The sequence below is a fragment of the Rhodococcus quanlei genome (assembly GCF_055231015.1).
This window is the reverse complement of record NZ_JBUYWD010000012.1, coordinates 131,943-156,143: the sequence shown is the minus strand read 5'-3', so window position 1 is coordinate 156,143 and position 24,201 is coordinate 131,943. Positions and strand designations below refer to the sequence as shown.

18 protein-coding genes are annotated in these 24,201 nt (G+C 65.2%); 10 read left to right on the top strand and 8 right to left on the bottom strand.

Features of this window, described 5'->3' with window-relative positions:
• Nucleotides 1–48 precede the first annotated feature (48 nt).
• Complete coding sequence (locus ACZI8Q_RS11465) at nucleotides 49–852, bottom strand: SDR family oxidoreductase (protein ID WP_463373650.1); 804 nt, start codon at nucleotides 850–852, stop codon at nucleotides 49–51.
• The gene (locus tag ACZI8Q_RS11460) at nucleotides 849–2,081 is read right to left on the bottom strand and encodes an acyl-CoA dehydrogenase family protein (protein ID WP_463373649.1); all 1,233 of its coding nucleotides are present in this window, start codon (nucleotides 2,079–2,081) and stop codon (nucleotides 849–851) included. The genes ACZI8Q_RS11465 and ACZI8Q_RS11460 overlap by 4 nt, the downstream gene beginning before the upstream one ends.
• A gap of 48 nt (nucleotides 2,082–2,129) precedes the next feature.
• Between ACZI8Q_RS11460 and ACZI8Q_RS11455 the strand changes: the two genes are divergently transcribed.
• The 5 genes from ACZI8Q_RS11455 to ACZI8Q_RS11435 are packed head-to-tail and all read left to right on the top strand — an operon-like array spanning nucleotide 2,130 to nucleotide 7,717.
• The gene (locus ACZI8Q_RS11455) at nucleotides 2,130–3,677 is read left to right on the top strand and encodes a FadD3 family acyl-CoA ligase (protein WP_463373648.1); all 1,548 of its coding nucleotides are present in this window, start codon (nucleotides 2,130–2,132) and stop codon (nucleotides 3,675–3,677) included.
• The gene (locus ACZI8Q_RS11450; protein ID WP_463373647.1) at nucleotides 3,674–4,546 is read left to right on the top strand and encodes an enoyl-CoA hydratase; all 873 of its coding nucleotides are present in this window, start codon (nucleotides 3,674–3,676) and stop codon (nucleotides 4,544–4,546) included. Before ACZI8Q_RS11455 ends, ACZI8Q_RS11450 begins: the two co-directional genes overlap by 4 nt.
• Nucleotides 4,546–5,706, top strand: a complete 1,161-nt coding sequence (locus ACZI8Q_RS11445) for an acyl-CoA dehydrogenase family protein (protein ID WP_463373646.1) — start codon at nucleotides 4,546–4,548, stop codon at nucleotides 5,704–5,706. Before ACZI8Q_RS11450 ends, ACZI8Q_RS11445 begins: the two co-directional genes overlap by 1 nt.
• Nucleotides 5,703–6,668 carry an acyl-CoA dehydrogenase family protein gene (locus ACZI8Q_RS11440; RefSeq protein WP_463373645.1) on the top strand — a complete coding sequence of 322 codons (966 nt, stop codon included), beginning with the start codon at nucleotides 5,703–5,705 and terminating at the stop codon, nucleotides 6,666–6,668. Before ACZI8Q_RS11445 ends, ACZI8Q_RS11440 begins: the two co-directional genes overlap by 4 nt.
• Nucleotides 6,665–7,717 (top strand): acyl-CoA dehydrogenase family protein, encoded by a 1,053-nt coding sequence (locus ACZI8Q_RS11435; RefSeq protein WP_463373644.1) that lies wholly within the window; start codon nucleotides 6,665–6,667, stop codon nucleotides 7,715–7,717. The genes ACZI8Q_RS11440 and ACZI8Q_RS11435 overlap by 4 nt, the downstream gene beginning before the upstream one ends.
• 10 nt (nucleotides 7,718–7,727) lie before the next feature.
• On the opposite strand, the gene ACZI8Q_RS11430 is transcribed toward ACZI8Q_RS11435, so the two are convergent.
• Nucleotides 7,728–9,350: a chloride channel protein gene (locus ACZI8Q_RS11430; protein WP_463373643.1), complete on the bottom strand. Its 1,623-nt coding sequence runs from the start codon at nucleotides 9,348–9,350 to the stop codon at nucleotides 7,728–7,730.
• Nucleotides 9,347–9,832: a MarR family winged helix-turn-helix transcriptional regulator gene (locus tag ACZI8Q_RS11425; RefSeq protein ID WP_463373642.1), complete on the bottom strand. Its 486-nt coding sequence runs from the start codon at nucleotides 9,830–9,832 to the stop codon at nucleotides 9,347–9,349. The genes ACZI8Q_RS11430 and ACZI8Q_RS11425 overlap by 4 nt, the downstream gene beginning before the upstream one ends.
• A 60-nt stretch (nucleotides 9,833–9,892) precedes the next feature.
• Between ACZI8Q_RS11425 and ACZI8Q_RS11420 the strand changes: the two genes are divergently transcribed.
• The 5 genes from ACZI8Q_RS11420 (at nucleotide 9,893) to ehuA (ending at nucleotide 14,453) form a co-directional block, all read left to right on the top strand.
• The gene (locus ACZI8Q_RS11420; RefSeq protein WP_463373641.1) at nucleotides 9,893–11,104 is read left to right on the top strand and encodes a trans-sulfuration enzyme family protein; all 1,212 of its coding nucleotides are present in this window, start codon (nucleotides 9,893–9,895) and stop codon (nucleotides 11,102–11,104) included.
• A 228-nt stretch (nucleotides 11,105–11,332) separates the two neighbouring features.
• A complete protein-coding gene (locus tag ACZI8Q_RS11415) occupies nucleotides 11,333–12,229 on the top strand; it encodes an ectoine/hydroxyectoine ABC transporter substrate-binding protein EhuB (RefSeq protein ID WP_463373640.1) in 897 nt (298 codons plus the stop codon).
• 40 nt (nucleotides 12,230–12,269) lie between these two features.
• On the top strand, nucleotides 12,270–13,001 hold the full coding sequence (gene ehuC, locus ACZI8Q_RS11410) for an ectoine/hydroxyectoine ABC transporter permease subunit EhuC (RefSeq protein WP_463373639.1): 732 nt from the start codon (nucleotides 12,270–12,272) through the stop codon (nucleotides 12,999–13,001).
• Nucleotides 12,998–13,642, top strand: coding sequence for an ectoine/hydroxyectoine ABC transporter permease subunit EhuD (gene ehuD / locus ACZI8Q_RS11405; RefSeq protein ID WP_463373638.1), 645 nt, complete (start codon nucleotides 12,998–13,000; stop codon nucleotides 13,640–13,642). Before ehuC ends, ehuD begins: the two co-directional genes overlap by 4 nt.
• Before the next feature lie 49 nt (nucleotides 13,643–13,691).
• On the top strand, nucleotides 13,692–14,453 hold the full coding sequence (gene ehuA / locus ACZI8Q_RS11400) for an ectoine/hydroxyectoine ABC transporter ATP-binding protein EhuA (protein WP_463373772.1): 762 nt from the start codon (nucleotides 13,692–13,694) through the stop codon (nucleotides 14,451–14,453).
• A 6-nt stretch (nucleotides 14,454–14,459) separates the two neighbouring features.
• On the opposite strand, the gene recD is transcribed toward ehuA, so the two are convergent.
• From recD to ACZI8Q_RS11380, 4 genes are read right to left on the bottom strand one after another with little or no spacing between them, the layout of a single operon-like run.
• Nucleotides 14,460–16,418 carry an exodeoxyribonuclease V subunit alpha gene (gene recD / locus ACZI8Q_RS11395; RefSeq protein ID WP_463373637.1) on the bottom strand — a complete coding sequence of 653 codons (1,959 nt, stop codon included), beginning with the start codon at nucleotides 16,416–16,418 and terminating at the stop codon, nucleotides 14,460–14,462.
• Nucleotides 16,415–19,714, bottom strand: a complete 3,300-nt coding sequence (locus tag ACZI8Q_RS11390) for a UvrD-helicase domain-containing protein (RefSeq protein ID WP_463373636.1) — start codon at nucleotides 19,712–19,714, stop codon at nucleotides 16,415–16,417. The genes recD and ACZI8Q_RS11390 overlap by 4 nt, the downstream gene beginning before the upstream one ends.
• Nucleotides 19,711–22,923, bottom strand: a complete 3,213-nt coding sequence (recC, locus tag ACZI8Q_RS11385; protein WP_463373635.1) for an exodeoxyribonuclease V subunit gamma — start codon at nucleotides 22,921–22,923, stop codon at nucleotides 19,711–19,713. Before recC ends, ACZI8Q_RS11390 begins: the two co-directional genes overlap by 4 nt.
• Nucleotides 22,917–24,146 carry a cytochrome P450 gene (locus ACZI8Q_RS11380; protein ID WP_463373634.1) on the bottom strand — a complete coding sequence of 410 codons (1,230 nt, stop codon included), beginning with the start codon at nucleotides 24,144–24,146 and terminating at the stop codon, nucleotides 22,917–22,919. Before ACZI8Q_RS11380 ends, recC begins: the two co-directional genes overlap by 7 nt.
• Nucleotides 24,147–24,201: the final 55 nt, after the last annotated feature.

The window sequence follows — 24,201 nt, the reverse complement described above, 5'->3', positions numbered from 1 at the left end:
GTGTGAGCGGTTGACGAGTCTCTGGACTCGCTAACCACTCACAGAGGGTTAGGCGCGCTGCGAGGAGATCGAGACGACCTCGCCGGTCAGGTAGGTGGTGTAGTCGCTGGCGAGCATTCCGATGGTGGCCGCTATCTCCCATACCTCGGCGGCCCGGCCGAACGCCTCACCGGCTGCGAGTTGGTCGAGCAATTCCTCACTCGTGACTTTCGCGAGAAACGCGTGACGCGCAATGGACGGGGCAACCGCATTGATCCGCACGCCGTATTCCGCCGCCTCGATCGCGCTGCAGCGAGTCAGGGCCATGACCCCCGCCTTCGCGGCTGCGTAATGCGCCTGTGAGTGCTGCGCCCGCCATCCGAGAACGGATGCGTTGTTCACCAATACACCGTTGTGATCGACCGACTTGAAGTAGCGCAGTGCAGCACGAGTCGCACGGAAGGTGCTGGTGAGGGTTACGTCGAGGACGCGATCCCACTGATCGTCCGTCATGTCGACGACCGGCGTCTCGCCGCCCAGTCCGGCGTTGTTGATCAGGACATCGATCCGCCCGAGCTTCTCCGCAGCACCCGTGATCAGCCCGTCGACCTGCTCGGTGCTCGAGACGTCACACACGATCGACTCGACCTGCCGGTCGCCGAACTCGCCCTTCAGCTTGGTGACGGTCTCCCCGAGGCGCCGCTCGTGGAAGTCGGACACCAGCACATCGGCGCCCTCCAGCAGGGCACGGCGCGCCGACGCGAACCCGATTCCGGTACCCGCCGCGGCGGTGACGACGACCTTCTTCCCCCTCAGCAGGTCATGGCCGGGTGTTTCCGTGGGTGCGGTGGCAAGTGGTGAAGTCGGTGTCATGGGCGTGCCTCTCGCGGTAGTCCGAGCACCCGCTCGGAGATGATGTTGCGCTGGATCTCGTTGGATCCGCCGTAGATGGTGTCGGCGCGGGTGAACAGGAACAGGCGTTGCCATTCCCCGAGCTCGAGATGTTCCGGGTCCGTGATGTCGGACGGTTCGCCGACCGCATCGACGGTCGGCGCGAGCAGCGAGTCGGCGCCCGCGACATCCATCGCGAGCTCACCGAGATCGCGGTGCCAGTTGGCCCACAGCAGCTTCGCGATCGATGCCTCGCCACCACCGGTTCCGGCGTCGACCGAGTCGAGGGTGCGGACGGCATGAGCGCGGATCACTCGTAGTCCGATCCAGGCTCGGGCGATCTTCTCGCGAATGTGGGGATCCTGGTCTGCGCCGTTACTCTTCGCGACGTCGACGACGCCCTGCAGCTCCCGTGCGAATCCGATCTGCTGCCCGAGTGTGGAGACGCCACGCTCGAAGGTGAGCAGCCCCATTGCGATCTTCCAGCCCTCACCGGGTTCGCCGACGACGAGATCGGCGTCGGTGACGGCATCGTCGAAGAACACTTCGTTGAACTCGGAGGTGCCGGTGAGCTGCTGGATAGGTCGCACGGTGACGCCGGGTTGATCCAGTGGCACGAGCAGGAAACTCAACCCGTGGTGCCGTTTGGATCCGGGCTCGGTGCGGCACACGACGAAACACCAGTCCGCGACGTGCGCCAGCGATGTCCATACCTTTTGGCCGTTGACGACCCACTTCCCGTTTTCCAGCCGTGCTGTGGTGGACACGTTTGCCAGGTCGCTACCGGCGCCCGGCTCGGAGTACCCCTGCGACCACAGCTCGGTCACGGTGTTGATGCCCGGAAGGAAGCGGCGTTTCTGTTCCTCGGTGCCGAACGCGATGAGTGTCGGGCCGAGGAGTTCTTCACCGACGTGGCTGACGCGGGCCGGTGCCCCGGCCTTCGCGTACTCCTGATGGAAGATCACCTGCTGGGCAATGGTCGCGTCGCGTCCGCCGTATTCCTTCGGCCATCCGAGACACGTCCAGCCTGCCGCGGCCAGGTGCCGATCCCAAGCGAGCCGTTCTTCGAAGAATTCATGCTCGCTGCCCGGGCCACCTTTGCCCCGCAATTTGGCGAAATCCCCGGTGAGGTTCTCCGCCAACCATGTCCTGACGCTCTCGGCGAACTCCGCGTCCGCAGTCGGTTCGCTCTGGCTCTCGCTCTGGTCCACGTTTGTAAGATAACCTACCAAGCAATTGCTAGGTAGGTTAGGAGCGTAGTGAACGACTATCCGAGAACCACACCGTCTGCCCTCACCCGGGCTGCCGACCGATTCGGCGAGCTCACGGCCGTTTCCGACGGAGACGTACAACTCACATTCGCACAACTGCACGAGCGTGTCCGCCAATTCGCCGCAGCACTCGTATCCCGACGGATCGAACCCGGCTCACGGGTCGCCATCTGGGCTCCCAACACCCACCACTGGGTCGTCGCCGCGCTCGGCGTCCACCATGCCGGTGGTGTCGTCGTGCCGATCAACACGCGCTACACCGGCACCGAGGCCGCCGAGATCATCCAACGCGTCAACGCCCAGGCACTGGTCGTCGCAGGAAATTTCCTCGGCGCAGACCGGCTCGCCCAGATCCGGTCGGCCGACCCCTCCTTCGACGTGGCAACCGTCGTCCGGATCCCGCTCGACGGAGAAGACACCCCAGACGATTCGGTGGTCGAGTTCGACGACTTTCTCGCGCTCGCCACGGCCGGAGACCTCACCCAGGCAGACCGACGCGCGGACGCGGTTTCCCCCGACGACGTCGCGGACATCCTGTTCACCTCGGGCACCACAGGCAAGAGCAAGGGGGTGCTGAGCGCTCACCGGCAGACGATGGGGGTGGCGCAGGCCTGGGCCGAATGCGCCGAGATGACCAGTCGCGACAACTACCTCATCATCAACCCGTTCTTCCACAGCTTCGGTTACAAAGTAGGCATCCTCGTCTGCGTGCTGTCCGGAGCCACGATGGTGCCGATGGCCGTCTTCGACGTTCCCAAGGTCATGGCGAAGATTCACGAGGAGCGGGTCAGTGTGCTCCCCGGGGCACCCACCATCTATCAGTCGATTCTCGATCACCCCGACCGGGCGAAGTACCAGCTCTCGAGCTTGCGTCTCGCCGTGACCGGCGCCGCGCCGGTTCCGGTGGCCCTCGTCGAACGCATGCAGAACGAACTCGAGTTCGAGTCAGTACTCACCGCATACGGCCAGACCGAGGCCGTGGTCGTCACCATGTGCCGTACCGGCGACGATCCCGTGACGATCTCGACGAGTTCCGGGCGCGCGGTTCCCGGCATGGAGGTCCGACTCGGCGAGCAGAACGAATTGCTGGTCCGCGGTTCGGACGTCATGCTCGGCTACCTCGACGATCCGGAGGCGACCGCGAAGACCATCGACGCGTACGGCTGGTTGCACACCGGCGATGTGGCCACCATCGACGACCGGGGCTACGTGGACATCACGGATCGACTCAAGGACATGTACATCTCCGGCGGGTTCAACGTCTACCCCGCCGAGGTAGAGCAGACCCTCGCCAGAATCGAGGGTCTTGCCGAATCGGCAGTGATCGGGATCCCCGACGAGCGGATGGGCGAGGTGGGCCGCGCATTCGTCGTCGCCCTGCCCGGATCCGAGGTCACCGAGGACAGCATCCTCGAGTTCTGCCGGGACCGACTGGCCAAGTTCAAGATTCCGCGAGACGTCCGTTTCGTGGACACGTTGCCGCGCAACCCTTCCGGCAAGGTTCTCAAGAATGTTCTGCGTGAGGAGAATTCATGACCGTCCCAGACGAAGGCGAAGTCGTCACCTACGAGGTGCGTGACGGTGTGGCAATCGTGACGCTCAATCGCCCCGACTACCGCAATGCCCAGAACTCGGTGATGACGTACGCCCTGGATGCCGCATTCGAGCGCGCAGTGGAGGACGATGACGTAAAGGTGATCGTCCTCGCCGGAAACGGCAAGCACTTCAGCGCCGGACACGACATCGGCACTCCCGGTCGCGATCATCACGTGCATTACGAGAACAAGGCTGTGATGTGGTGGGACCACATCGACAAGCCGGGCGGCGATCAACGCTTCGCACGCGAGATGGAGGTGTATCTCGGGATGTGCCGGCGGTGGCGGGAGATCCCGAAGCCGACCATCGCCATGGTGCAGGGAGCGTGCATCGCCGGCGGACTCATGCTCGCGTGGGTCTGCGACATGATCGTTGCATCGGAGGATGCGTTCTTCTCCGACCCCGTTGTCCGCATGGGCATTCCGGGTGTCGAGTACTTCGCGCACCCGTGGATGGTCGGGCCTCGATTTGCGAAGGAAATGTTGTTCACCGGTGACCGTTTCACTGCCCAGCGCGGTTACGAGGTGGGCATGGTCAACAAGGTGGTTCCCCGTGACAACCTCGAGCAGGAGACCTTGGACATCGCCGAGCGCATCGCCAAGATGCCCCGACTGGGGCTGGCTCTGACGAAGAAGGCCGTGAATCAGAGCGAGGATCAGATGGGCATGCGTAACGGCATGGATTCCGTGTTCGGTCTGCACCACTTCGCGCACGCACACAACGCCGAGGTCGGTGCCGACTCGTTGGCCGGCCAGAACGCCAAGTCGATGGCCGCCGGCGCCAAGACTCCGGAAGGAGGGGCGAAGTAATGGATCTCGAATTCGACGCTGCCACCACGTCGTTCCGCACCGAGGTTCGAGAGTTCCTCGAGAAGAACGTTCCCACGCAGCCGCTGCCCTCGATGGACACCGCGGCAGGATTCGAAGCGCACCGCGCATGGGAGCGCACCCTCGCGGACGCTCGCCTGTCGGTGGTCTCGTGGCCGAAAGAACTCGGTGGCCGTGACGCCAGCCTCCTCGAATGGGTCGTTTTCGAAGAGGAGTACTACCGATCCGGCGCACCTGGACGCGTGAGCCAGAACGGCATCTTCCTGTTGGCCCCAACTCTGTTCGAGCATGCGAACCAAGGCCAGCTCGATCGCATCCTGCCGCGAATGGCACGGGCCGACGACATCTGGGCACAAGCCTGGTCCGAACCGGAATCGGGCAGTGACCTGGCCAGCCTCCGCTCGACGGCGAAAAGGGTCGACGGCGGCTGGATTCTGAACGGTCAGAAGACATGGAGTTCGCGCGCCAGCTTCGCGGATTGGGGTTTCGGACTGTTCCGCTCGGATCCGGAGGCGCAGCGGCACAAGGGCATCACCTACTTCATGTTCGACCTGTCATCTCAGGGCGTCACGATCCGACCGATCGATCAGCTCGACGGCGAGCCGGGTTTCGCCGAGGTCTTCCTCGAGGACGTGTTCGTTCCCGACGATCCGGCCGACCCTGCCAATTCCGGGGTGATCGGCGGCGTCGACGAGGGCTGGCGGGTCGCCATGAGCACCGCATCCAACGAACGCGGCCTGTCACTGCGTAGCCCGGGCCGCTTCCTCGCCACCGTCGACCGACTGTTCGGACTGTACGAAAGCAGCGACCGAGTGGGCGACACCGCGCTGAGCGACAAGGTTGCGGACGCGTGGATCGGTGCCCGGGCCTACCAGCTCCACACGTTCGGCACCGTGACGCGGCTGGCCGACGGCGGGCAGCTCGGTGCCGAATCGTCCATCAACAAGGTCTTCTGGTCGGAGTGGGACATCGCCACCCACGAGACGGCACTGAACCTCCAGGGACCGGAAGCCGAACTCGCCGACAACTGGACCGACGGCTATCTGTTCTCGCTCTCCGGCCCGATCTACGCCGGTACCAACGAGATCCAGAAGAACGTGATCGCCGAGCGACTGCTCGGCCTACCGAAGGCAGACCGATGAGATTCGCGCTCGACTCCTCTCACCACGATTTCGCGTCGAGTATCGACGCACTCTTGTCCAAGGCGGACATGCCGAAAGTCATCCGCGCGTGGAACGACGGTGACACCGAACCGGGCCGGAAGGTGTGGCAGCGTCTCGCCGAAACCGGTGTCAACGGCTTGCTGATCGACGAAGACCACGACGGCCTCGGCGCCGATGCAATCGACCTCGTGGTGGCCGTCGAGCAGTTGGGCCGTCACGCCGTGCCCGGCCCCGTCGCCGAAACAGTGGCGGTGGCACCGGCATTGCTGGCCGCTACCGCCCCCGACCGACTCCCCGCATTGGCATCCGGTGAACTCGCGACGGTGGCCGCCGCCCCGCACGTTCCGTTCGCGGTCGACGCGGACGCCGCAAACCTCGCATTGGTGGTTGCGGACGGCACCGTGCTCGTCGGCTCCCCCGGCAATGCGCAGTCGTCCGTGGACGCGGCCCGTCGGTTGTTCCCACTCACCCCCGGTGAACAGCTGGGCGACACCGACTTCGGAACGGCCTTCGATATCGGCGCACTGGCCACTGCCGCACAGCTGCAAGGACTCGGCCAGACCTTGCTCGAGACGACCACCGACTATGCGAAGCAGCGCAAACAGTTCGGCCGGGTGATCGGCCAGTTCCAGGCGATCAAGCATCATCTCGCCGAGGTGGCCGTTGCTCTCGAGATGTCGCGGCCCCTGTTGCACGGCGCGGCACTCGCGGTTCGTGACGGGTCTCCGGACGCTGCTCGCGACGTTTCGGCAGCAAAGGTCGCGTGCGGAGACGCCGCATACCGCGCCGCTCGCGTGGGACTGCAGGTGCACGGCGCGATCGGGTACACCCAGGAGCACGACCTCTCGTTGTGGCTGACCAAGGTTCGTGCGCTCGTCACCGCGTGGGGTACCCCCGCCGTGCATCGGCGCCGGGTCACGGACTCGTTGGTGACACGATGAGCATCGACAACCCGGAACAGGCAGCCCTCCGCGAGTCCGTCCGCGATCTGCTCGGCAAACACTCGGATCCGACCGCCGTACGCAAGGCCATCACGACCGAACGCGGATACGACCGCCAACTGTGGTCGATGTTGAGCGAGCAGATCGGTGTCGTCGCACTCGCGATTCCCGAGGAGTACGACGGCGTCGGCGCAAGGCTGGCCGAGGTCCACGTCGTCCAAGAGGAACTCGGCCGAACTCTGACCCCGTCGCCCATGCTCGGGTCAGCGATCCTCGGCGCGCAGACACTCCTGTTGTCCGGCGATACCGATGCGTGCGCCCGACTGCTTCCTGGCGTCGCGGCGGGTGAAGCGACTCTGGCGCTCTGCTGGGCCGGATCTCGTGGATGGGGAACATACGGTGTGGAAGCGAACGACACCACGCTGACCGGGACGGCGTCCTATGTCCTCGACGGCGACGGCGCAGACACACTGCTGGTGGCCACCGAGAGCGGACTCTTCGAGGTGGACGCTGCGGCGGAGGGGGTTTCGCGTCGCCGGGTCCCGGCCATGGACCCCACGCGCAGCCTGTCGGAAGTGACGTTCGAGGGGGCTACCGGCCGCCCCGTGAGTGCCCCCACCGACCTGATGGACAGGGTGCGCACCACAGCGCTGATCGCATTGTCGGCCGAGCAGGTCGGTGCAGCCGCCGCGGCTGTGGATCACACCGTGGAGTATGCGAAGTCGCGTAAGCAGTTCGGGCGCACGATCGGCTCGTTTCAGGCCATCAAGCACCGCTTGGCGGATATGTATGCCCTGGTGGAAACCGCACGTTCGATGTCGTATGCGGCCGTCCGATCGCAGACGCAGGAGGACGCGGCGATCGCCAAGGTGTACTGCTCCGAGGCGTTGCAGAACGTCGCCGCCGAGGCGGTCCAACTGCACGGCGGAATCGCGATCACCTGGGAGCACGACGCACAGCTGTATTTCAAACGTGCACACGCAAGTGCACAGTTGTTCGGCCAGCCGCGGGAGTACCTGCCGTCGCTGGCGGAAGCTGCAGGACTCTAGACGGCGTCCGTCAGCGCAACAGCACTCGCTCACGCTGCCGGTCCTCGTTCAGGTCGTGCAGCCTCGCGTGGAGCAGACAGCGAATCGTGATCAGGCCGACGACCCGACCATCGTCGACCACCGGTGCTTCGGGGACATCGTGTTCGGCGAACAGGTACGCCACGTGCCGGAGGGTGTCGTTGGGATGCACGACGACACCCTCACCCGGGACCTGGGTCCGCACGAGCGTTTCTGCGGTGTCCATCGATGCCCCGTCGGCGTCCATCGCCTCGGCGGCGAAGAAGGTTTCCAACGGATCGGTCGTGTATTCACGCGTCAGGTGCAGACCGCGACGGGCGATCTTCTCGGTCAGCACCGACCGCTTGAGGATGAGCACCGACAGCGCATAGGCAGCGGTCGACGCGATCAGCAGCGGCAATCCCGCACCCCACACATGGGTCAGCTCCAGGGTGAAGATCACACCGGTGAGCGGCGAACGCATCACCCCGCCGACCACGGCGGCCAGACCCAGCATCGCCCAGAACCCCGGAACGACCTCGGGGAAGATCATGCCCTCGAGCGCACCCAACGCGCCGCCGATCATGAACACCGGCGCCAGTACACCGCCGGAGGTTCCAGAACCCAGTGACAGCGCCCAGATTGCGGTCTTGACGACGAGGATCCCGACGATCAAGGAGATCGTCGCCTGCCCGGTGAGGAGTTCGTCGATGACGTCGTAGCCGACGCCGAGGGCACGCGGTTCGACCAATCCGCCGATTCCGATGATCAAGCCGCCGATCGCGGGCCACCACATCCAGTGAAACGGCAGCCGCGCGAACCCGTCTTCCGCCTTGTAGACCAGCCAGGTAGCGACGACGGCGAGGAGCCCACCGGTCAGTCCGACGACGATGGCCAGCGTGTTCGCCGCGGCCGTCACGTCAAGTCCGGTCGCATCGACCGGGAAGATCGGACCCGTGCCGAGTATGAATCCGCGCACCACGGTCGCGACCGCGACGGCGGCGACGACGGGAATGAAGCTGCGCGGTCGCCACTCGAAGAGCAGCAACTCGACGGCAAGCAATACAGCGGCCAGCGGCGAGTTGAACGTCGCAGCCATTCCGGCAGCCGCTCCGGATACCAGCAGTGTCTTGCGTTCGTCGGCGGTCAGGCGAAGACTCTGCGCCAGGATCGACCCGATCGCGCCGCCGGTCATGATGATCGGTCCCTCAGCGCCGAACGGGCCACCGGTACCGATGCTGACCGCGGCCGACGCGGGCTTGAGCGCAGCAACTTTGGGCTCGACGATGCTCCCGCGGGTGAGGATCGATTCGATCGCCTCGGGCATACCGTGCCCACGAATCTTCTCGGAGCCGTAACGGGCCATCAGCCCGATGACCAGCCCGCCGGCGATCGGCGCGAGGAGGATCAGCCACCAGGGAGCGTGTGCGGCACTGGGCGCAACCAGTTCGGTTTCCAGGCGTTGGTAGAACACCAGGTTGGTCACGAGACCGATCAGGTTGAGCAGGACCCACGCTGCCAGGGCACCGAGCGCACCGACGAGCAACGCCCAGGCCGTGACGACCAGTATGCGAGGGGTCACCGCGAAGTCACCGAGGTGCGCGGACCGCGTCGTGTTCGCTGCGGCGGCGCTCACAGGGGCACCGGTCCGTACTGGTCTGCGGCGTATTCCTCGCCGACAAGCCGATGGAAATTCGCCAGACCGGCGACGGTCGCGGCGCGTTCGTCGGGTTCGAGGCCGGACAGGATTCTTGCCAGCTCGTGATGCCGCCAGGTGAGCACCTTGTCCACCACTTCACGGCCGTGCTCGGTGAGATCCAGCGTGACCACGCTGCGACTTCTGGCATCGGTGCCGCGGAGGACATGCCCGGAGGCAGCCAATCGATCCGCGAGCCGGGTCACCGAGGAGGCTGCAAGACCCAACGCCGCCGCAACCCGTGACGACGAGGTTTCGCCGAGGTCGCCCAGCACCAGCATCATCCGAAACTGCGGCAGCGACACCTCGCCGTCGAGGATGTCGAGGCTGTGGAGGGCAACGCCGATCAGGTCGCGAGTCGCGCGCTGGAAGGCGTCGACCTCGAGGTCGGTGGGGTAGGGTTCCCCCGGATTATCACGCATCCCAAAAGTATTGCAGTAGGCAAACGATTCCGGAACTCGGGGCAGTTGTAGGTTCGGGCCATGACTCCCCAACGCCCGGACAAGCACCTTCCGCACTCACTCGCCCTGCACTCGTTGGCGGTGCACGGCGGAAATCGGGTGGACGCGGGGTCCGGTGCCATCCGAACACCGCTGGTGCTCGCCAACTCCTACGCGCTTCCCGACGACCCGGCGGACATCAGCTGGTCTCGCACCGACCCACCGCTGTACACCCGGAACTCGGGCACCAACCAACTCCTCTTGCAGGAAAAGCTGGCCGCGCTCGAAGGCGGTGAGGACGCACTGGCCCTCGCGTCGGGTGTGGCAGCGCTGCACGCGGTGTTCTTCACCCACCTGCGCACGGGTGACCATGTGATCATCTCCGATATCACCTACGAGGCCACCTGGCGACTCTTCACCGAATTGCTGCCCCAGCGGTACGACATCGAGGCGACCTTCGTCGACAGCACCGACCACGACGCCGTACGCGCAGCAGTGCGCCCCAACACGAAACTCGTCCACGTCGAAGCCATCGCGAATCCGACCACCCGGGTCACGGATATCGCGGCGTTGGCCGACATCGCCCATACGGCGGGCGCGATCCTCACGGTCGATTCCACGTTCACCCCACCCCCGCTGTATCGCCCCCTCGCCGACGGTGCGGATCTGGTGATTCACTCCCTGACGAAGTTCATCAACGGGCACGGTGACGCGATGGGTGGCGCGGTCATCGGCTCTGCGGAGCTCGTCGGTCCGATCAAGGCCGATGCCATGGTCGACGTCGGCGGTGTGATCGCACCGTTCAATGCCTGGCTGATCACCCGCGGATCGGTGACGTTACCGCTGCGGCTACGTCAGCATCTCGAGTCCGCGCAGCGCGTGGCGGAGTTCTTGGAAGCCGACACGCGGGTCGCCTACGTCGCGTACCCAGGCTTGTCGTCACATCCACAACACGAGGTGGCCGCACGGCAGTTCGGTGGACGCGGATTCGGCTCGGTGATGGCGTTCGCCGTGGACGGCGACCCCGATACCCAGAATCGTTTCGTCGCCAACTTGGCGCTGATCACCTCCGCCGTGTCGGTTGGGCACGACGAAACCCTCATCGTGCACGTCGGCACCAATGGACCACGGGTGGCCGCGTATCCCGAAGAGTTCCGCACGTACGGCCACCTGAGGTTGTCGGTCGGACTCGAGGACCCCGGCGACCTCGTCGCCGACCTGTCACACGCACTCGACGCAACCTTCGGTTCCTGAGCCGGCTCGATCCCGACACGCCGTCAGGGCGGGCGTTACCGGACCACCGCGTCCGATCAGTCCGTTTCCTGGTCGATCGTTACGACTTCGTTTACTTTGCTACCCACTTCGGGTGGAACTTTCAGTCCCCGTGTTACGTTCGATCGACTCAATGAGACGGGGCGGGACTCGGCGCAGATCACGTCAGCCTTCGAGAACGACCCCGACCGCGACCGGAAGGCTCTGCTCATGGCACGCACTCTGTTTCACACCTCCGCCAAGAAGCGAACGATCGTTGCGCTGTCCGGATGCGCACTCCTCGCAGGCAGCATCACGGGGTGCACGTCCACCAACAGCGGCGAGAACACCGACCACCTGCAGTCCCTGCAGGACAACGGAACGATCACGGTCGGCTTCGCCGGCGAGGCGCCGTACAGCTTCGAGGAGAACGGCCAGCTCACCGGCGCAACCGTTGCCCTGCACCGCGAAATCTTCGGCAATCTCGGCATCGAGACCGTCGAGGGCGTCAACGCCGACTTCGGTGCACTGATCCCCGGCTTGCAGGCCAACCGTTTCGACGTGGTCAGCGCCGGAATGTCGATTCTTCCGGACCGGTGTGAGCAGGCAGCATTCGGTGACCCCGAGTTCAACTACACGACAGCCCTGATGGTTCCCGCGGGCAACCCGAAGAACCTCAGCAACATCCAGTCGGTGAAGGATGCCGGGGCCACCCTCGCCACCATGACGGGTGCCGTCGAGTCCACTTACGCAGACTCGATGGGTATCGACGCGACGCGCGTGGCCTCGCCGCAGGATGGCATGGACGCCGTCACCTCGGGCCGCGTCGACGCGTTCGCGCTCACTGCGATTTCCCTGAACTGGATGAAGAACAACAACCCCGACGCCCCGGTGGACGTCACCGACTCGTTCGTCGCAGTCATCGACGGCGAGCCGCAGGTGGGTGCCGGCGCCACTGTGTTCCGCACGGACGATCAGGAACTCCTCGAGGCGTACAACGAGGAGTTGGCGAAGATCACATCCGATCCTGAGAAGTACCTGTCGATCGTCGGTCCGTTCGGCTTCACGGAGGCCGAGCTTCCCGATCCGAGCCTGACGACGGAAGCACTCTGCGAGGGCACCGCATAATTTCGTCAGCGCAGGTTCGATCTCGGGCAGGTTCAACGTTGTGAACAGTAATGTCGATGCACTGATCGACGCTCTTTCACGCTTGTGGGACGGCATGGTCGTCACCATCCTCCTCACGTTGGGAGGCGCCGCCCTCGCGATGGTTCTCGCCGTCGCGCTCGGGTTGGCGTCCGGGAACCGACATGCGTACGTGCGCATGCCGGCCCGGGTGGTGGTGGAGTTCTTCCGCGGCACGTCGCTTCTGGTGCAGCTGTTCTGGCTGTTCTATGTGCTGCCGCTGCTCGGATATCAGCTCGAACCCATGTTCTGCGGAATCTTGGCATTGGGTCTCAACTACGGCGCGTACGGTGCCGAGGTGGTACGTGGTGCCGTGAGCGCGGTGCCGCGTCCACAGACCGAGGCCGCGATCGCCTTGAACTTCACTCCGTGGCAACGGATGCACAGGGTGGTGTTCCCGCAAGCGTGGGCGCAGATGATTCCCCCGCTCACCAATCTGCTCATCCAACTATTGAAGGGCAGCGCGCTGGCCAGCTTCATTCTGTTGCAGGACCTCACCTACCAGATCGAGCAACTGCGCCGCGGTACCGGTGACACCATCTTCTCCTTCGGCGTCGGGCTGGTCCTGTACTTCGTGATCGCCTACATCCTCACGCTGATCATGAATCTGCTCGAAGCACGCGCCAAGGGCAGGCTCGGCATCGGACCATCCATGAAGGATGTGCTGCGGCTACGACCGGAGAAGACCGACGAAAGCGTGGGGGTGGGCCGATGAGCGTTGACTGGAGTTGGGAACGAGCTGCGGATTCCATCCCGTTCCTGTTGGACGGGTTCAAGATCACCCTGCTCGCGACGGTGCTGGGTTTCGTCATCGCAGCCCTTCTGGGCCTGGCGATCGCAGTGGTGCGTCAATCGGGTCCGAAGTTCGTCACGGTGCCGCTACGAATGGTCACCGAGTTCATTCGGTTGACGCCGCTGGTGGTGCAGTTGCTGTTCGTCTACTACTTGTTACCCCAGTTCTCTGCCCTGCAGATCGGTATCACCGTGCTGGGTATCCACTACTCGACGTACATGGCCGAGGTGTACCGAGCCGGCATCGAAGCGGTCCCGAAGGGCCAGTGGGAGGCTGCGCGAGCACTGTCGCTCCCCCAGACCCGCACCTGGCGTGCGATCGTCCTTCCGCAGGCCGTTCGCAGTACGCTCCCTGCCCTCGGCAACTACGCGATCTCGATGTTCAAGGACACCCCGTTCCTGTTCGCGATCACCGTCGTCGAGATGGTCACGGCTGCACAGCAGTACGGTGCGCGCACCTTCCAATACCTCGAGCCGATCACCATCGCGGGTGTGATCTTCCTGCTCGCCAGCTACCCGACGTCCATCCTCATCCGGAAACTGGAGAAGTCTCTTGTCTACTGACGCGACCGACTCGACCGACGAGGCAACCACCACCGACTTCGGGGACGCGATGATCCTGTTCGAGAAGGTGGTCAAGCAGTTCGGTGATCACGTCGTTCTCGACCACCTCGACTTCAAGGTGCGGCAGGGCGAACGCGTCGCACTGATCGGACCGAGTGGTTCGGGCAAGACCACCATCCTGCGGCTGTTGATGACACTCGAGAAGGCCAACGACGGTGTGATCTGGGTGGAGGGTGAGCCGCTGTCGCACGAGCGGAAGAACGACAAGCTCGTGGCACCGTCCGAGAAGTATCTGCGCGGGGTGCGCAAGAAGATCGGCATGGTCTTCCAGCAGTTCAATCTGTTCCCGAACATGACGGTGATCGAGAACATCACCGAGGCCCCCGTGCACGTGCTCGGTCGCAGCAAGGAAGAGGCGAAGCAGCGGGCCCGTGAACTGCTCGAGACGGTGGGCCTGGCCGACAAGGAAGACGCACACCCCACGACCCTCTCCGGTGGTCAGCAACAGCGGGTGGCCATCGCACGCGCTCTCGCCATGGACCCGGACATCCTGCTGCTCGACGAGGTGACCTCCGCGCTCGACCCGGAACTCGTGGCCGATGTCCTCGACGTGCTCCGTAACATCGCCAAGACCACCGACATCACGATGCTGATCGTCACCCACGAGATGGGGTTCGCCCGCGACGTGGCCGACCGGGTGCTGGTGTTCGATCAGGGCAAGATCGTCGAAGAAGGGTCCCCCACCGACATTTTCACCAACCCGACGCAGGAACGTACCCGCACGTTCCTCAAGGCCGTGTTGGCGGACTGACACCCGTCACGACATGCCGGTGTACGGGCGCACTTCGCGACGCAGCCCACTGGCTCGCAGCACCTGACGCTCGATGCCGGCGCGGACGGCGTCCTCGGCCGCGATCACCCGTACCCGCTTACGCGCGCGAGTGATCGCGGTGTACAGCAACTCTCGTGTCAGCAATGACGACTGCGGGCCGGGCAGTACCACGGACACGGTGTCGTACTGGCTGCCCTGGCTGCGGTGAATCGTCATCGCGTACACGGTCTGTACTGCCGACAGTTGGCTGGGATGCACGAGAAACACCCCGTCACCGCGCTCGAATGCTGCGGCCGGGTCGCCGTTCTCGCCGCGCACGATCACGCCTGCGTCTCCGTTGTAGATGCGCGTGTCGTAGTCGTTCGCAGTGACGAGAAGAGGCTGTCCCGGGTACCAACTGTGCGGATCGAGTCGGTGGCCGACCGAATCGCTCACCCAGCCCAGTGCCTGCACCGCCCAACGCTGCACGCCGGAAGGGCCGTCACGATGAGCACACAGCAGCCGATGCGACTCGAGGGCAGACAGCGCGGACTTCGCGTCACCGGACTCCGCTGCGCGGTGCACGTTTTCTGCTGTGGACACCACATCCGTGCGGAGACCGTCGACGTCATCGGGGTCGTGCAGCGACACCGAGGGACTGCCCCGCTGCAGCAATTCCACTGCGGTGTCTGCGTCCCCGGAGCGCACCGCCGTCGCCAGTGCCGCGATATCACCGCCGAAGCGCCGGCCTCGGGTGAGCCGGACGACTCCGGTCCCCAACCGTTCACGCTCCGGCCTCGTCAGCGTCTCTGTCTGCAACTGCGACTCGGACTCCCGCGATCCCGAGACGACGAGGTCATCGGGAACGAGGGACTCGAGCGTCGCATTCGGCTGCGCCTTCGTGGGTCTGGCGACGAGGTCGGCCAGCACGGCGCCTGCGTCCACCGAGGTCAACTGGTCGGGGTCGCCCACGAGGACCAATCGCGCATCCGCCCGCACCGCCTCGAGAAGTCGGCACATCATCGTCAACGACACCATCGAGGTCTCGTCCACCACGATCACGTCGTACGGAAGCCGGTTGTTCGGCCCGAACCGGAATCGGCTGCTGCCCCGCTGCCACCCGAGCAGGCGATGCAATGTCATGGCCTGCAGGTCTGCCGGAAGATCGAGTTCTAGGGCCTGCGTGAGCACCGATTCCTGCAGCCGGGCAGCGGCTTTGCCGGTCGGGGCGGCCAGCCCGATACGTGGTGGTCGTTCACCCACGGAAGCGAGGAGCGAGAGAATGCGTGCGACCGTATGGGTCTTACCCGTTCCCGGGCCACCCGCTATCACAGTCGTCCACGACGACGCCGCAAGCGCCGCCGCCAGACGCTGACGGTCGACGCCGGTGCCGGTCGAGTCGAACAATCGGCCCAGACCGGAACGAATCACACTCTCGTCCACCGCAGGCCGTGACCGGGCACGCTGATCCAGGATGTGCCGAATGGTCTGTTCCTGCCGGAAGTATCGGTCGAGGTAGAGCAGTGCGCCTTCGTCGGTGTCCACCAGCCGCAGGGGGCGTAGCGGGCCGGTGCTCGCACCGATCACCAGCGGACTGCGCCGCAGCGCGTCGACCAGCTCGGTCTCGTCCGGCCAGGCGAGCTCGCCGAGGTCGGGCACCGAACCATCGCCGTTCCCACCCTCGCTCTCATCGTCGATCCCCGCACCGTCATCGATCCGTGCGGCATCTCGCAGCCGCGTCAGATCGAGACATACCGAGCCCGCGCGCACCGCGCGCACCGCCAGAGCTGCCGCCAACAGCACCGCTTCGGACGTTTCGCCGCCGAGCTTCTCGAACCGCAGTGCCACATGTACGTCCGCAGCGTCGAGCACGCCGGCCTCGTTGAATGCCCGGATCGCACCCTTCGCCCTCTGCGCGAGGGCGGCGGGTATCGGCGCGTAGGTTCCGGGCGTGATGTCGGTCATGAATGACTCACTCCCGCGAGCAGTTCCGACAACTCCACAATCAGCGCGGCGGGTGGATCCCACGAGAAGACGCCCGCACCCGCAGGTGATTCGGCACCGGCCATCCCGCGTACGAAGAGGTATCGAATACCCCCGAGATGCTGGTCCGGCACGTAGTCCGGCTTTCGCCACCGCAGATAGCGGTGCAACGCAACGGCGTACAGCAACGCCTGCAAGGGGTAGTGCGCGCGCATCATCTCGGCGGCCATACGGTCGTGCGTATAGTGCGCCGTGCTGAGATCTCCGTACCCGAGCCGGTTGGTCTTGTAGTCGACGACCACGAACTTCGGGCCCGGAACACGCAGCACCGCGTCGATGCTGCCGGTGAGAAATCCACGGATCGGTCCCGAATCGAGTAGGTCCAACTGTTCCGCATAGTCGGCCATCGGGTCGTCGCCGCCGAGATGGTCCCGCAGCAGAGCGGCGACATCACGCAACGTCACGTCGAGATCGACGGGTTCGTCGCCGCCGGCGAGCGGAAGCTCGAAGTCCAACTCGGCAAGCCGATCCGACGGGTCGATATCCGCAAGCGAGACCGCCCCCGAATCGCCTGCTGTGTGCAGCACCGGGGTGTGCAGCACCGGCAGCAGCGCCTGTGCGAGCCCCTCGGGATCGACGTCCGCGAGCCGCGAGCCCACGCCCTCACGGCACCGTATCGACAGTTCCTCGGCCAGGTCTGCGGCAGAAGTGTCGACCGTCTCGAGAATTTCGTGCACCAACGTGCCGAAGGCAGCACCGCCCGGTAGTCCGTTCATCGGCGACGGAAGTCCCACGGCGTCATCGGCGGATTCGACCTCGACGTCGGCATCGGGATTCTCCGGTTCGTCGTCCTTCCCCGGTTGCTCGACCTCGCTGCGCACGCCAGGCCCACGGTCGGCGTCGTGCGCCGATGCGGTCAGTGCCGAATAGGAGGTTCTCCGCCACTGCTCATCGAGGATGCGATCGAACCGTGCGACGTCGACCTCGACGACGCCTGCCTCCTGCGGATTCCAATCAGCGGTGGTTGCAGCGCCGCCGCCGGCCCGTTCCACCGAGATCAGATGAGCGGCAGCGCCCGGCCACGTCTCGAGCTTGTCGGCCATCGTCGCGTCGTCCGGAACCTTCACCGACAGCTCCGGCTGCCCCGATCCGGGTACGCGGCCTATCAGGAGACGGTGCAGCGACGAGGCCGCAGTCGAGAAGCTCGGCGCCCACCACGTCACCACGTGGCATTTCGCGCGAGTCAACGCCACATACAGCAGCCGCAACTCCTCCCCTGCGTCTTCTCGTTCCGACAGTTGCTTTCTCTGCCCGTATCCGGGGCCAGTAGGCCCGCCGACGTCCAAGACGCGCTCACCCGACGGGCCGTGCAGCAGAAGAGTGCTCGGGTGCGGATGCTTGGCGCCGTCCCAGGCGTATGGGAGAAACACGACGGGAAACTCGAGCCCCTTACTCGCGTGTACGGTGACGATCTGCACGGCGGCCGCGTCGCTGTCGAGACGTCTGCTGCGGTCGGTCGTCGCACCGGCGACGGGGTCGTCGATGCGGTCGGTCAACCATCGGGTGAGTGCGGTGAGGCCGAGTTGTTCTTCCACGGTGGCCCGGTTCAGCAGTTGGGCGATGTGCCGAACGTCGGTGATACTGCGCTCACCGGAGGGCCGTCCGAGCAGCCGCGATTCGAGTTTCGTCACAGCAGAGAGTCTTTCGAAGACGGCCGCGAACCCGGCCCTCTCGAAGAGCGCCGAGAGCTCGCGTAGTTCCATCCCGACCTCCGCGACCACCTCGTCACCGCGGGCATCGAGTTCTTCTGCGGTACGGCCGACGATCGGCGTGAGGGCCGCCAACCGCACCCGATCCGAACGATGCGGCGCCTCGAGCGCCTGCAGCACCCACAGCCAGTCCATTGCGGCACCGGTGTCGAACACGCTGGTGCCACCGGTGAGGACAGACGGCACACCCACCGCGTCGAGCGCATCTCGCACGAGCGCAATCTGTGCGCGCTTGCGGACGAGTACTGCAATATCTCCCGGCCCCACCCGGTCACGCGCGCGGCCGAGCAGCCCGACCACTTCCGCGGCAACGTCGACGGCGACCTTCTTTCGAAGCGTGGCAAGTGCAGGAAACCCCGTCTTCCCCAACGGTCCTGCACCTTTTCGCGACAGGTAGCGAAGACGAAACGGGACTTCCCCGGGGAGCCGGGACTCCTTGTGGTTGGCGTCCACCGGGTGTACGAGAATGTCGTCGTTGCCCAGTGCCGCGCCGCCGTAAAGATGCTCCAGGGCACCGATCAGCCCGGCATCACTGCGCCAGTTGGTGGTCAGTTCCTGATGCTGCTCGGCGTGTTGCACGGCGTCGAGGTAACTGAGCACCTCGGCACCACGGAAGGCGTAGATCGCCTGCTTCGGGTCACCGACGAGAACAAGGGCGCTGTGGCCGTGAAAGGACTGTCTGATGATGTCCCACTGCAACGGATCGGTGTCCTGGAACTCGTCGATCAGCACCACACGGTATCGGTCGCGTACTCGTCGGCGAGCTGCCTCACCGTGTTCCGGATGCACGAGCACCCCGTGCAGCAGCCCGAGCAAATCGTCGAAATCTCTGACACGTCCGCGCCGCTTGCGCGCGTCCACTTCAGCTCGTACCTGGGTGGCGAACTCCACCCGCAGACCCGCTTCGGTCGAATCGTCCGGATCCGGGCACAGTGTCGCCTGCCGATCACGAACCGCATCCCGGCCCAACTGCAGCGCCTCCGCCGGTGTCATCGGCACGCCCGAATCGCTCGCACCGTACGAGCGCAGGTAGACGTCGTCGACCACCTCGACGACCAGATCGTCCACCGACTCCACCAGCACACCGTTCGGATCCCGCTCCCCGGCGATTCCGAGACTGTCGAGCATCCGCTGGCAGAAACTGTGTGTGGTGGCGATGGTTCCCGCATCGAAATCGGCGAGGGCACGCAGCAAGCGCCGCCGCCGCGTGGATACTTCGTCCGCGTCACAGGTGGCCAGAAAGGCGATCAGCGCGTCGTCGCTGGTGCGCGCGGTCTCCTGGTCTGTGAGTGCAGCGGATACGCGCGCAAAGCGTTCACGGGTGCGCTCGCGAAGTTCCCGGGTCGCCGCACGGGAGAAGGTCACCAGTAGCAGTTCCGAAATGTCGGTGACACCCTCGGCAATGAACCGCGTTGCCAAACCGACGATCGCGTAGGTCTTTCCGGTGCCGGCGCTGGCCTCGAGGACGGTGGTCCCGGTCGGCAGATCACCGGTGAGTTCGAAGTTCATGGGCGCCCCTGAGTTTCTGCGGTCAGCAAGGGACTCCACAGTCGGTACGCGAGTGCCCCGAACTCTCGCGGCTCGGGGGCGAAATCCTCGAAGGATGCATCCGAACCGTACACGTACGCGATTGCACGGTTGGTGGCGTCACCGAACCTGCCGGACCACTGGTACGCCGCCGAGTCCCATGCTTGTTCGTCGGACCCGCCACCGAACCGCCGCTGCGCGTATGCGGAGGTTGCCCCCTCGGCAATCGGCAGCGGAGAGATCGAGCCTGCGTCTCTGAGGTCTACCAGAATCCGAAGCTGTTCGAGTGCATCGATCGGTGCCGACAGAGTGGATCTCCACGTCGGACGACTGCCACCGCCCCGGCCCGTGACGATGGCCGCCGCCGGTACACCACATGTGGCCGCCACCCCGAGCAGTTGCACCCATGCGCTGAGCCGGTGCTTCGGACCCAACCGGGAGAAGGACGTTCGCACGATCTTGCCGTCGTGCACCCCGGACACGGTTCCGGTCAGTCTGCGGCCGTCCCCGAGATCGACTGCGACGTCGACGGTGTCGGGCTCTTCGGTCAACAGCGGTCTCGTGGCGTGCGCCAGCGCGTCCACGGTCGACTCCACGCCGGCGAGCGCAGCACCCCCCAGGCCGAACGGCGGCAACGTGCCGCGCCGCCATTCGGTGGCCCTGAAATCTGCGGGTGTGACACCCCGCAACCGAGAGGACAACATGCGCTCCCCCAGCGCCCATTTGGCCAATGGGTCGAGTTCGAGTGCCAATGCATCTGCCACGTCTTCGTCGAGTTCGGGGATGCGCACTCCCAGCCGCTGCCGGAGAAACGCCTGGGTAGGACTCACAACGAATGCCACCAGATCGGCGAGGTCGACATCGCCCTTCTCGTGCTGTGGCAGGGGGTTCCGAGGAAGGGAGGGGGCTCCCGCCGGAGGCCCCATCGGCTCACGCATCGACGCCCGGGCGCCCTCGAGCGCACCTCGGTCGAAGCTGAACGGCCTGCGCACCTCGAAATTCCGGGTGTCGAACGGCTGCAGCGGATGCCGGCGAACCACGCCGGAACCCACCATGTCCAGCACACCACTCAACGGAATCGCCGGCGGATGGTCACCGCCCGTGACCGGATCGGAGCCGGTGTAGAAAAGCAACACGTGCGCGGTCGCCGACATGAGCGCATCGAGGAGTAGTTGCCGGTCCTCACTACGTGGGTCGCGCTCACCCGGACAGGGATCACGGCCGGTCACGTCGTCTCCGTCCAGACGGCCCTTGCGAGGGAACACCTCGTCGTCGAGACCGAGTAACGCAACAACCTTGTGCGGCACCGAACGCATCGGCACCATCGTGCAGACCGTGAGTTCACCGGTGCGGAAGTTCGCCCGCGTCGGTGAAGCCGCCGCACGGTTGTCGAGCATGGCCCGCACATCCGCCAGCCGAAGCAGCGTGCCTTCGCCGTGTTCGACCGCATCGGCCAGCGCTCGCTGTGCCTGCGCAAGCTGCCACGAATCTGCCTGCGACACATCCACCAACAGCGCGAGAGCGCGGCGCAACACCTTCACCCACTGCTCGCCTGTCTGCGGGCCTTCGAGGTCACGCAGCGTGACGGCGAGCCGATCGACGAACTCGGCGAAGCGCCCGGCCAGGTCGATATCGGTACTCTCCACGTCGTCGAGCGGTAACGACAGCGCAAGCCACTCGGGTTCGGACTCGTCCGCAGCCACACCCAGCAGAAGACGATCCACCGCCGCGACGAACGTGTTCTGCGGAAAGCCCGCCAACCCGAACGCCGATCGTTGACGTTGGCCGATGCCCCACCGCGCCCCGGCTTCGTGAACCCACTCTCTCAGCCGCTCGAGGTCGTCGTCGCCGAAACCGAAGCACCGACGGACGGGGGGCGCGGCCGCAAGGTCGAGCACCGAACTCGCGGTCACCCGGTCATCGGCAAGTTGGAGCAACGAATCGAGCACGGCCAGTATCGGGTTCGTCTGCCGAAGGCCACGATCGGCGAGCCGGACCCGCAACCGATGTCCAGGATGGCCGAGCACGCCCTGCCCGAACGCGGCTCGAATCAACGGGGCGTATGCCTCGACGTCCGGGCACAGGACCAGCACATCTCGAGGCTCGAGGTCGGGGTCCTCCTGGAACAAGTGCAGCAACGATTCGCGCAGCACTTCCACCTGGCGCGATGCCCCGTGACACGCATGTACTTGCAAAGTCCCGTCCGGTTCCGGCAGTGATTCCGGATTGCGGTCGTTCACGATCGCCTGCTGAACAGCCCCCAGCATGGTGGGCGGCAACGGCATGCCTGGATGGTGAACGTCATCGAATTCGGTGACGCACAGCCGAGCTTGCAGCTCACGAACATCGCGCGACAGACCCGCCGACAACGGGTTGTGCACCAACAACGCCGTGTCGTCGTCACGTCGACGGACCACGGCGGGGATGGAGGAGAGCCGTTCCCACATCACCGGACTCGGATGCGTAAGCCACAGGTGCACGTCGCGATGCGCGGCAAGCGCCTGGACGACTTCGAGCTGGGCGGTGGTCAGACGGGTCGTCCCGAACAGAGACAACCGTTCCGGAAGGGACACGAGGCCGGGGTTCCCGCGGAGGCGGTCACAGGTGTCGCCCAAGCGCTCTGCGAGGCTCGGGGAGCCGATCTGTTGCCGGACGGCGCGCCACAGCTGCGCCTGCCACACCAGGTCCGAGTCGAGTGCCTCTCCGGCTCCGTCGGTACTGTCACCGCCAGCCCACTCGACGAGCATCGCCGGCCGTTGCGCGGCGTAACTGCGGAACAGTTCGGCGAGATGCAATGCGGTCTCGTATCGACGGCCGATGCGGTGCCCCTCGAGGTGCTTCTCGAGCACCGGATACCACGGCTCGTCGCCACTGCGGTCGATCACGTCGAGGACGGTCCACACCACCCGACGGGGCGCCCAGGGGTCCGCGTTCGCGTCCGTCCCCGACACTGCAGCCACGGTGTCGTCGACCAGACGGGTCGGGGTGGGAAACGCGATGTTGGCCGCGATACCGTCCCTGTTCTCGCCGCCGAGTACGGTGGCGATCCGCTGCGTCAGCCACCGTTCCACTCCTTTCGCCGGCACGGCGATGATCTCACCTGCGAAGGGGTCGAAGAGGGGCGTCGCCAATAGATCTGCCAGTGCGTCGGCAAGCGTGCTCGAGCGTTCCGCGCGGTGCAGCTTCAGCAACTGGGGACCCTTCGGTCCGCGGGTGCAGTAGCTGTGAAGGTCACCGGCATCTCTTCGAGACCCGACACGAAGTTCGCGGGACGGTGCCGCAGCGAATGCTCGTCGACCAGCACGTCTGCGGGCAGTGTCATGTCGGGCAGCCTCGACAGCAGCGCCTCGAACATCAGCCGTCCCTCCAGCCGCGCCAACTGATTACCCAGGCAGAAATGGGCACCCAACCCGAAAGCCACGTGCTGATTGGGCGCCCGTTCGATGTCGAAGGTGTTCGGCTCCTCGAAGTGTGCCTCGTCGAAGTTCGCCGACTCGAACAGCAACATCATCTTCTCACCTGCCCGCAGCTGTGTCCCGTGGAACTCGCTGTCACGGGTGACGGTGCGGCACATGTTCTTGATCGGCGACACCCACCGCAACATCTCTTCGAGTGCTTGCGGAATGTCGTCGGGGTCATCGACCAGGCGTGCCTGCTGGTCTGGATGTCGCATCAGCTGTTCCATCCCACCGCTGAGCACGTGCCTCGTCGTTTCGTCGCCGCCGATGAGGATGAGGAGAGTTTCGCTGACGATGTCCTGGTCGCTGAGTCGATCGCCGTCGATCTCGGCATGAACCAGAATGCTCGTGAGGTCGTCGGTCGGTTCCTCGCGGCGCTTCGCGATGGTCTCGAGGGTGAACTCACTGAACGCCAGGTAGGCCTCCGCCTGGGCACGCAATTCGTCTTCCGAGACGTTGCTTCCGAGTGCGTTCAGCAGATCATCCGACCACTTCAGGAAGGTGCCTCGGTCCTTGGGGAGCACCCCGAGCATGTCCCCGATGACAGCCATGGGCAGCGGTGCGGCAAGGTCGCGAACGAAATCGGCCTCACCTTTCTCACACACCGAATCGACGAGGTCGTCACAGATCTTCCGAATTCCGGGGATCTTCGCTTCCACCTGTTTGCGCGTGAATCCCGCGTTGACGAGACGGCGGCGCTGCAGGTGCTGCGGGTCGTCCATGTCGATCATGTGCGGCAACGGACCGACCCCCGGCCGGATTCCACCACCGTTCGAGAAGAGCACCGGGTCGCGCTCCGCCGCCACCACTGCGTCGTACGTGGCCGCTCCGACAATGCCCTCCGCGCGGTACACAGGTTCGTTCTCCCGCATCCACGCATACGCAGACCTCGGATCCCCCAGATCTCCCGAATAGAAACGTCCGTCCAGGAGGTCGAATTCCGGCCTGGTCGTCATGCGCAGCTCCTCCGCCGTGGGTGCCCTCGCCGTTCTGCCACAGATGGTAGGACGT

Excerpts from the sequence above, each read along its gene's own strand:
- ACZI8Q_RS11465 (WP_463373650.1), bottom strand. The coding sequence starts at position 852 with ATGACACCGACTTCACCACTTGCCACCGCACCCACGGAAACACCCGGC.
- ACZI8Q_RS11450 (WP_463373647.1), top strand. The coding sequence starts at position 3,674 with ATGACCGTCCCAGACGAAGGCGAAGTCGTCACCTACGAGGTGCGTGAC.
- ACZI8Q_RS11445 (WP_463373646.1), top strand. The coding sequence starts at position 4,546 with ATGGATCTCGAATTCGACGCTGCCACCACGTCGTTCCGCACCGAGGTT.
- ACZI8Q_RS11440 (WP_463373645.1), top strand. The coding sequence starts at position 5,703 with ATGAGATTCGCGCTCGACTCCTCTCACCACGATTTCGCGTCGAGTATC.
- ACZI8Q_RS11435 (WP_463373644.1), top strand. The coding sequence starts at position 6,665 with ATGAGCATCGACAACCCGGAACAGGCAGCCCTCCGCGAGTCCGTCCGC.
- ACZI8Q_RS11425 (WP_463373642.1), bottom strand. The coding sequence starts at position 9,832 with ATGCGTGATAATCCGGGGGAACCCTACCCCACCGACCTCGAGGTCGAC.
- ACZI8Q_RS11420 (WP_463373641.1), top strand. The coding sequence starts at position 9,893 with ATGACTCCCCAACGCCCGGACAAGCACCTTCCGCACTCACTCGCCCTG.
- ACZI8Q_RS11415 (WP_463373640.1), top strand. The coding sequence starts at position 11,333 with ATGGCACGCACTCTGTTTCACACCTCCGCCAAGAAGCGAACGATCGTT.
- ehuD (WP_463373638.1), top strand. The coding sequence starts at position 12,998 with ATGAGCGTTGACTGGAGTTGGGAACGAGCTGCGGATTCCATCCCGTTC.
- ehuA (WP_463373772.1), top strand. The coding sequence starts at position 13,692 with ATGATCCTGTTCGAGAAGGTGGTCAAGCAGTTCGGTGATCACGTCGTT.
- recD (WP_463373637.1), bottom strand. The coding sequence starts at position 16,418 with ATGACCGACATCACGCCCGGAACCTACGCGCCGATACCCGCCGCCCTC.
- ACZI8Q_RS11390 (WP_463373636.1), bottom strand. The coding sequence starts at position 19,714 with ATGAACTTCGAACTCACCGGTGATCTGCCGACCGGGACCACCGTCCTC.
- ACZI8Q_RS11380 (WP_463373634.1), bottom strand. The coding sequence starts at position 24,146 with ATGACGACCAGGCCGGAATTCGACCTCCTGGACGGACGTTTCTATTCG.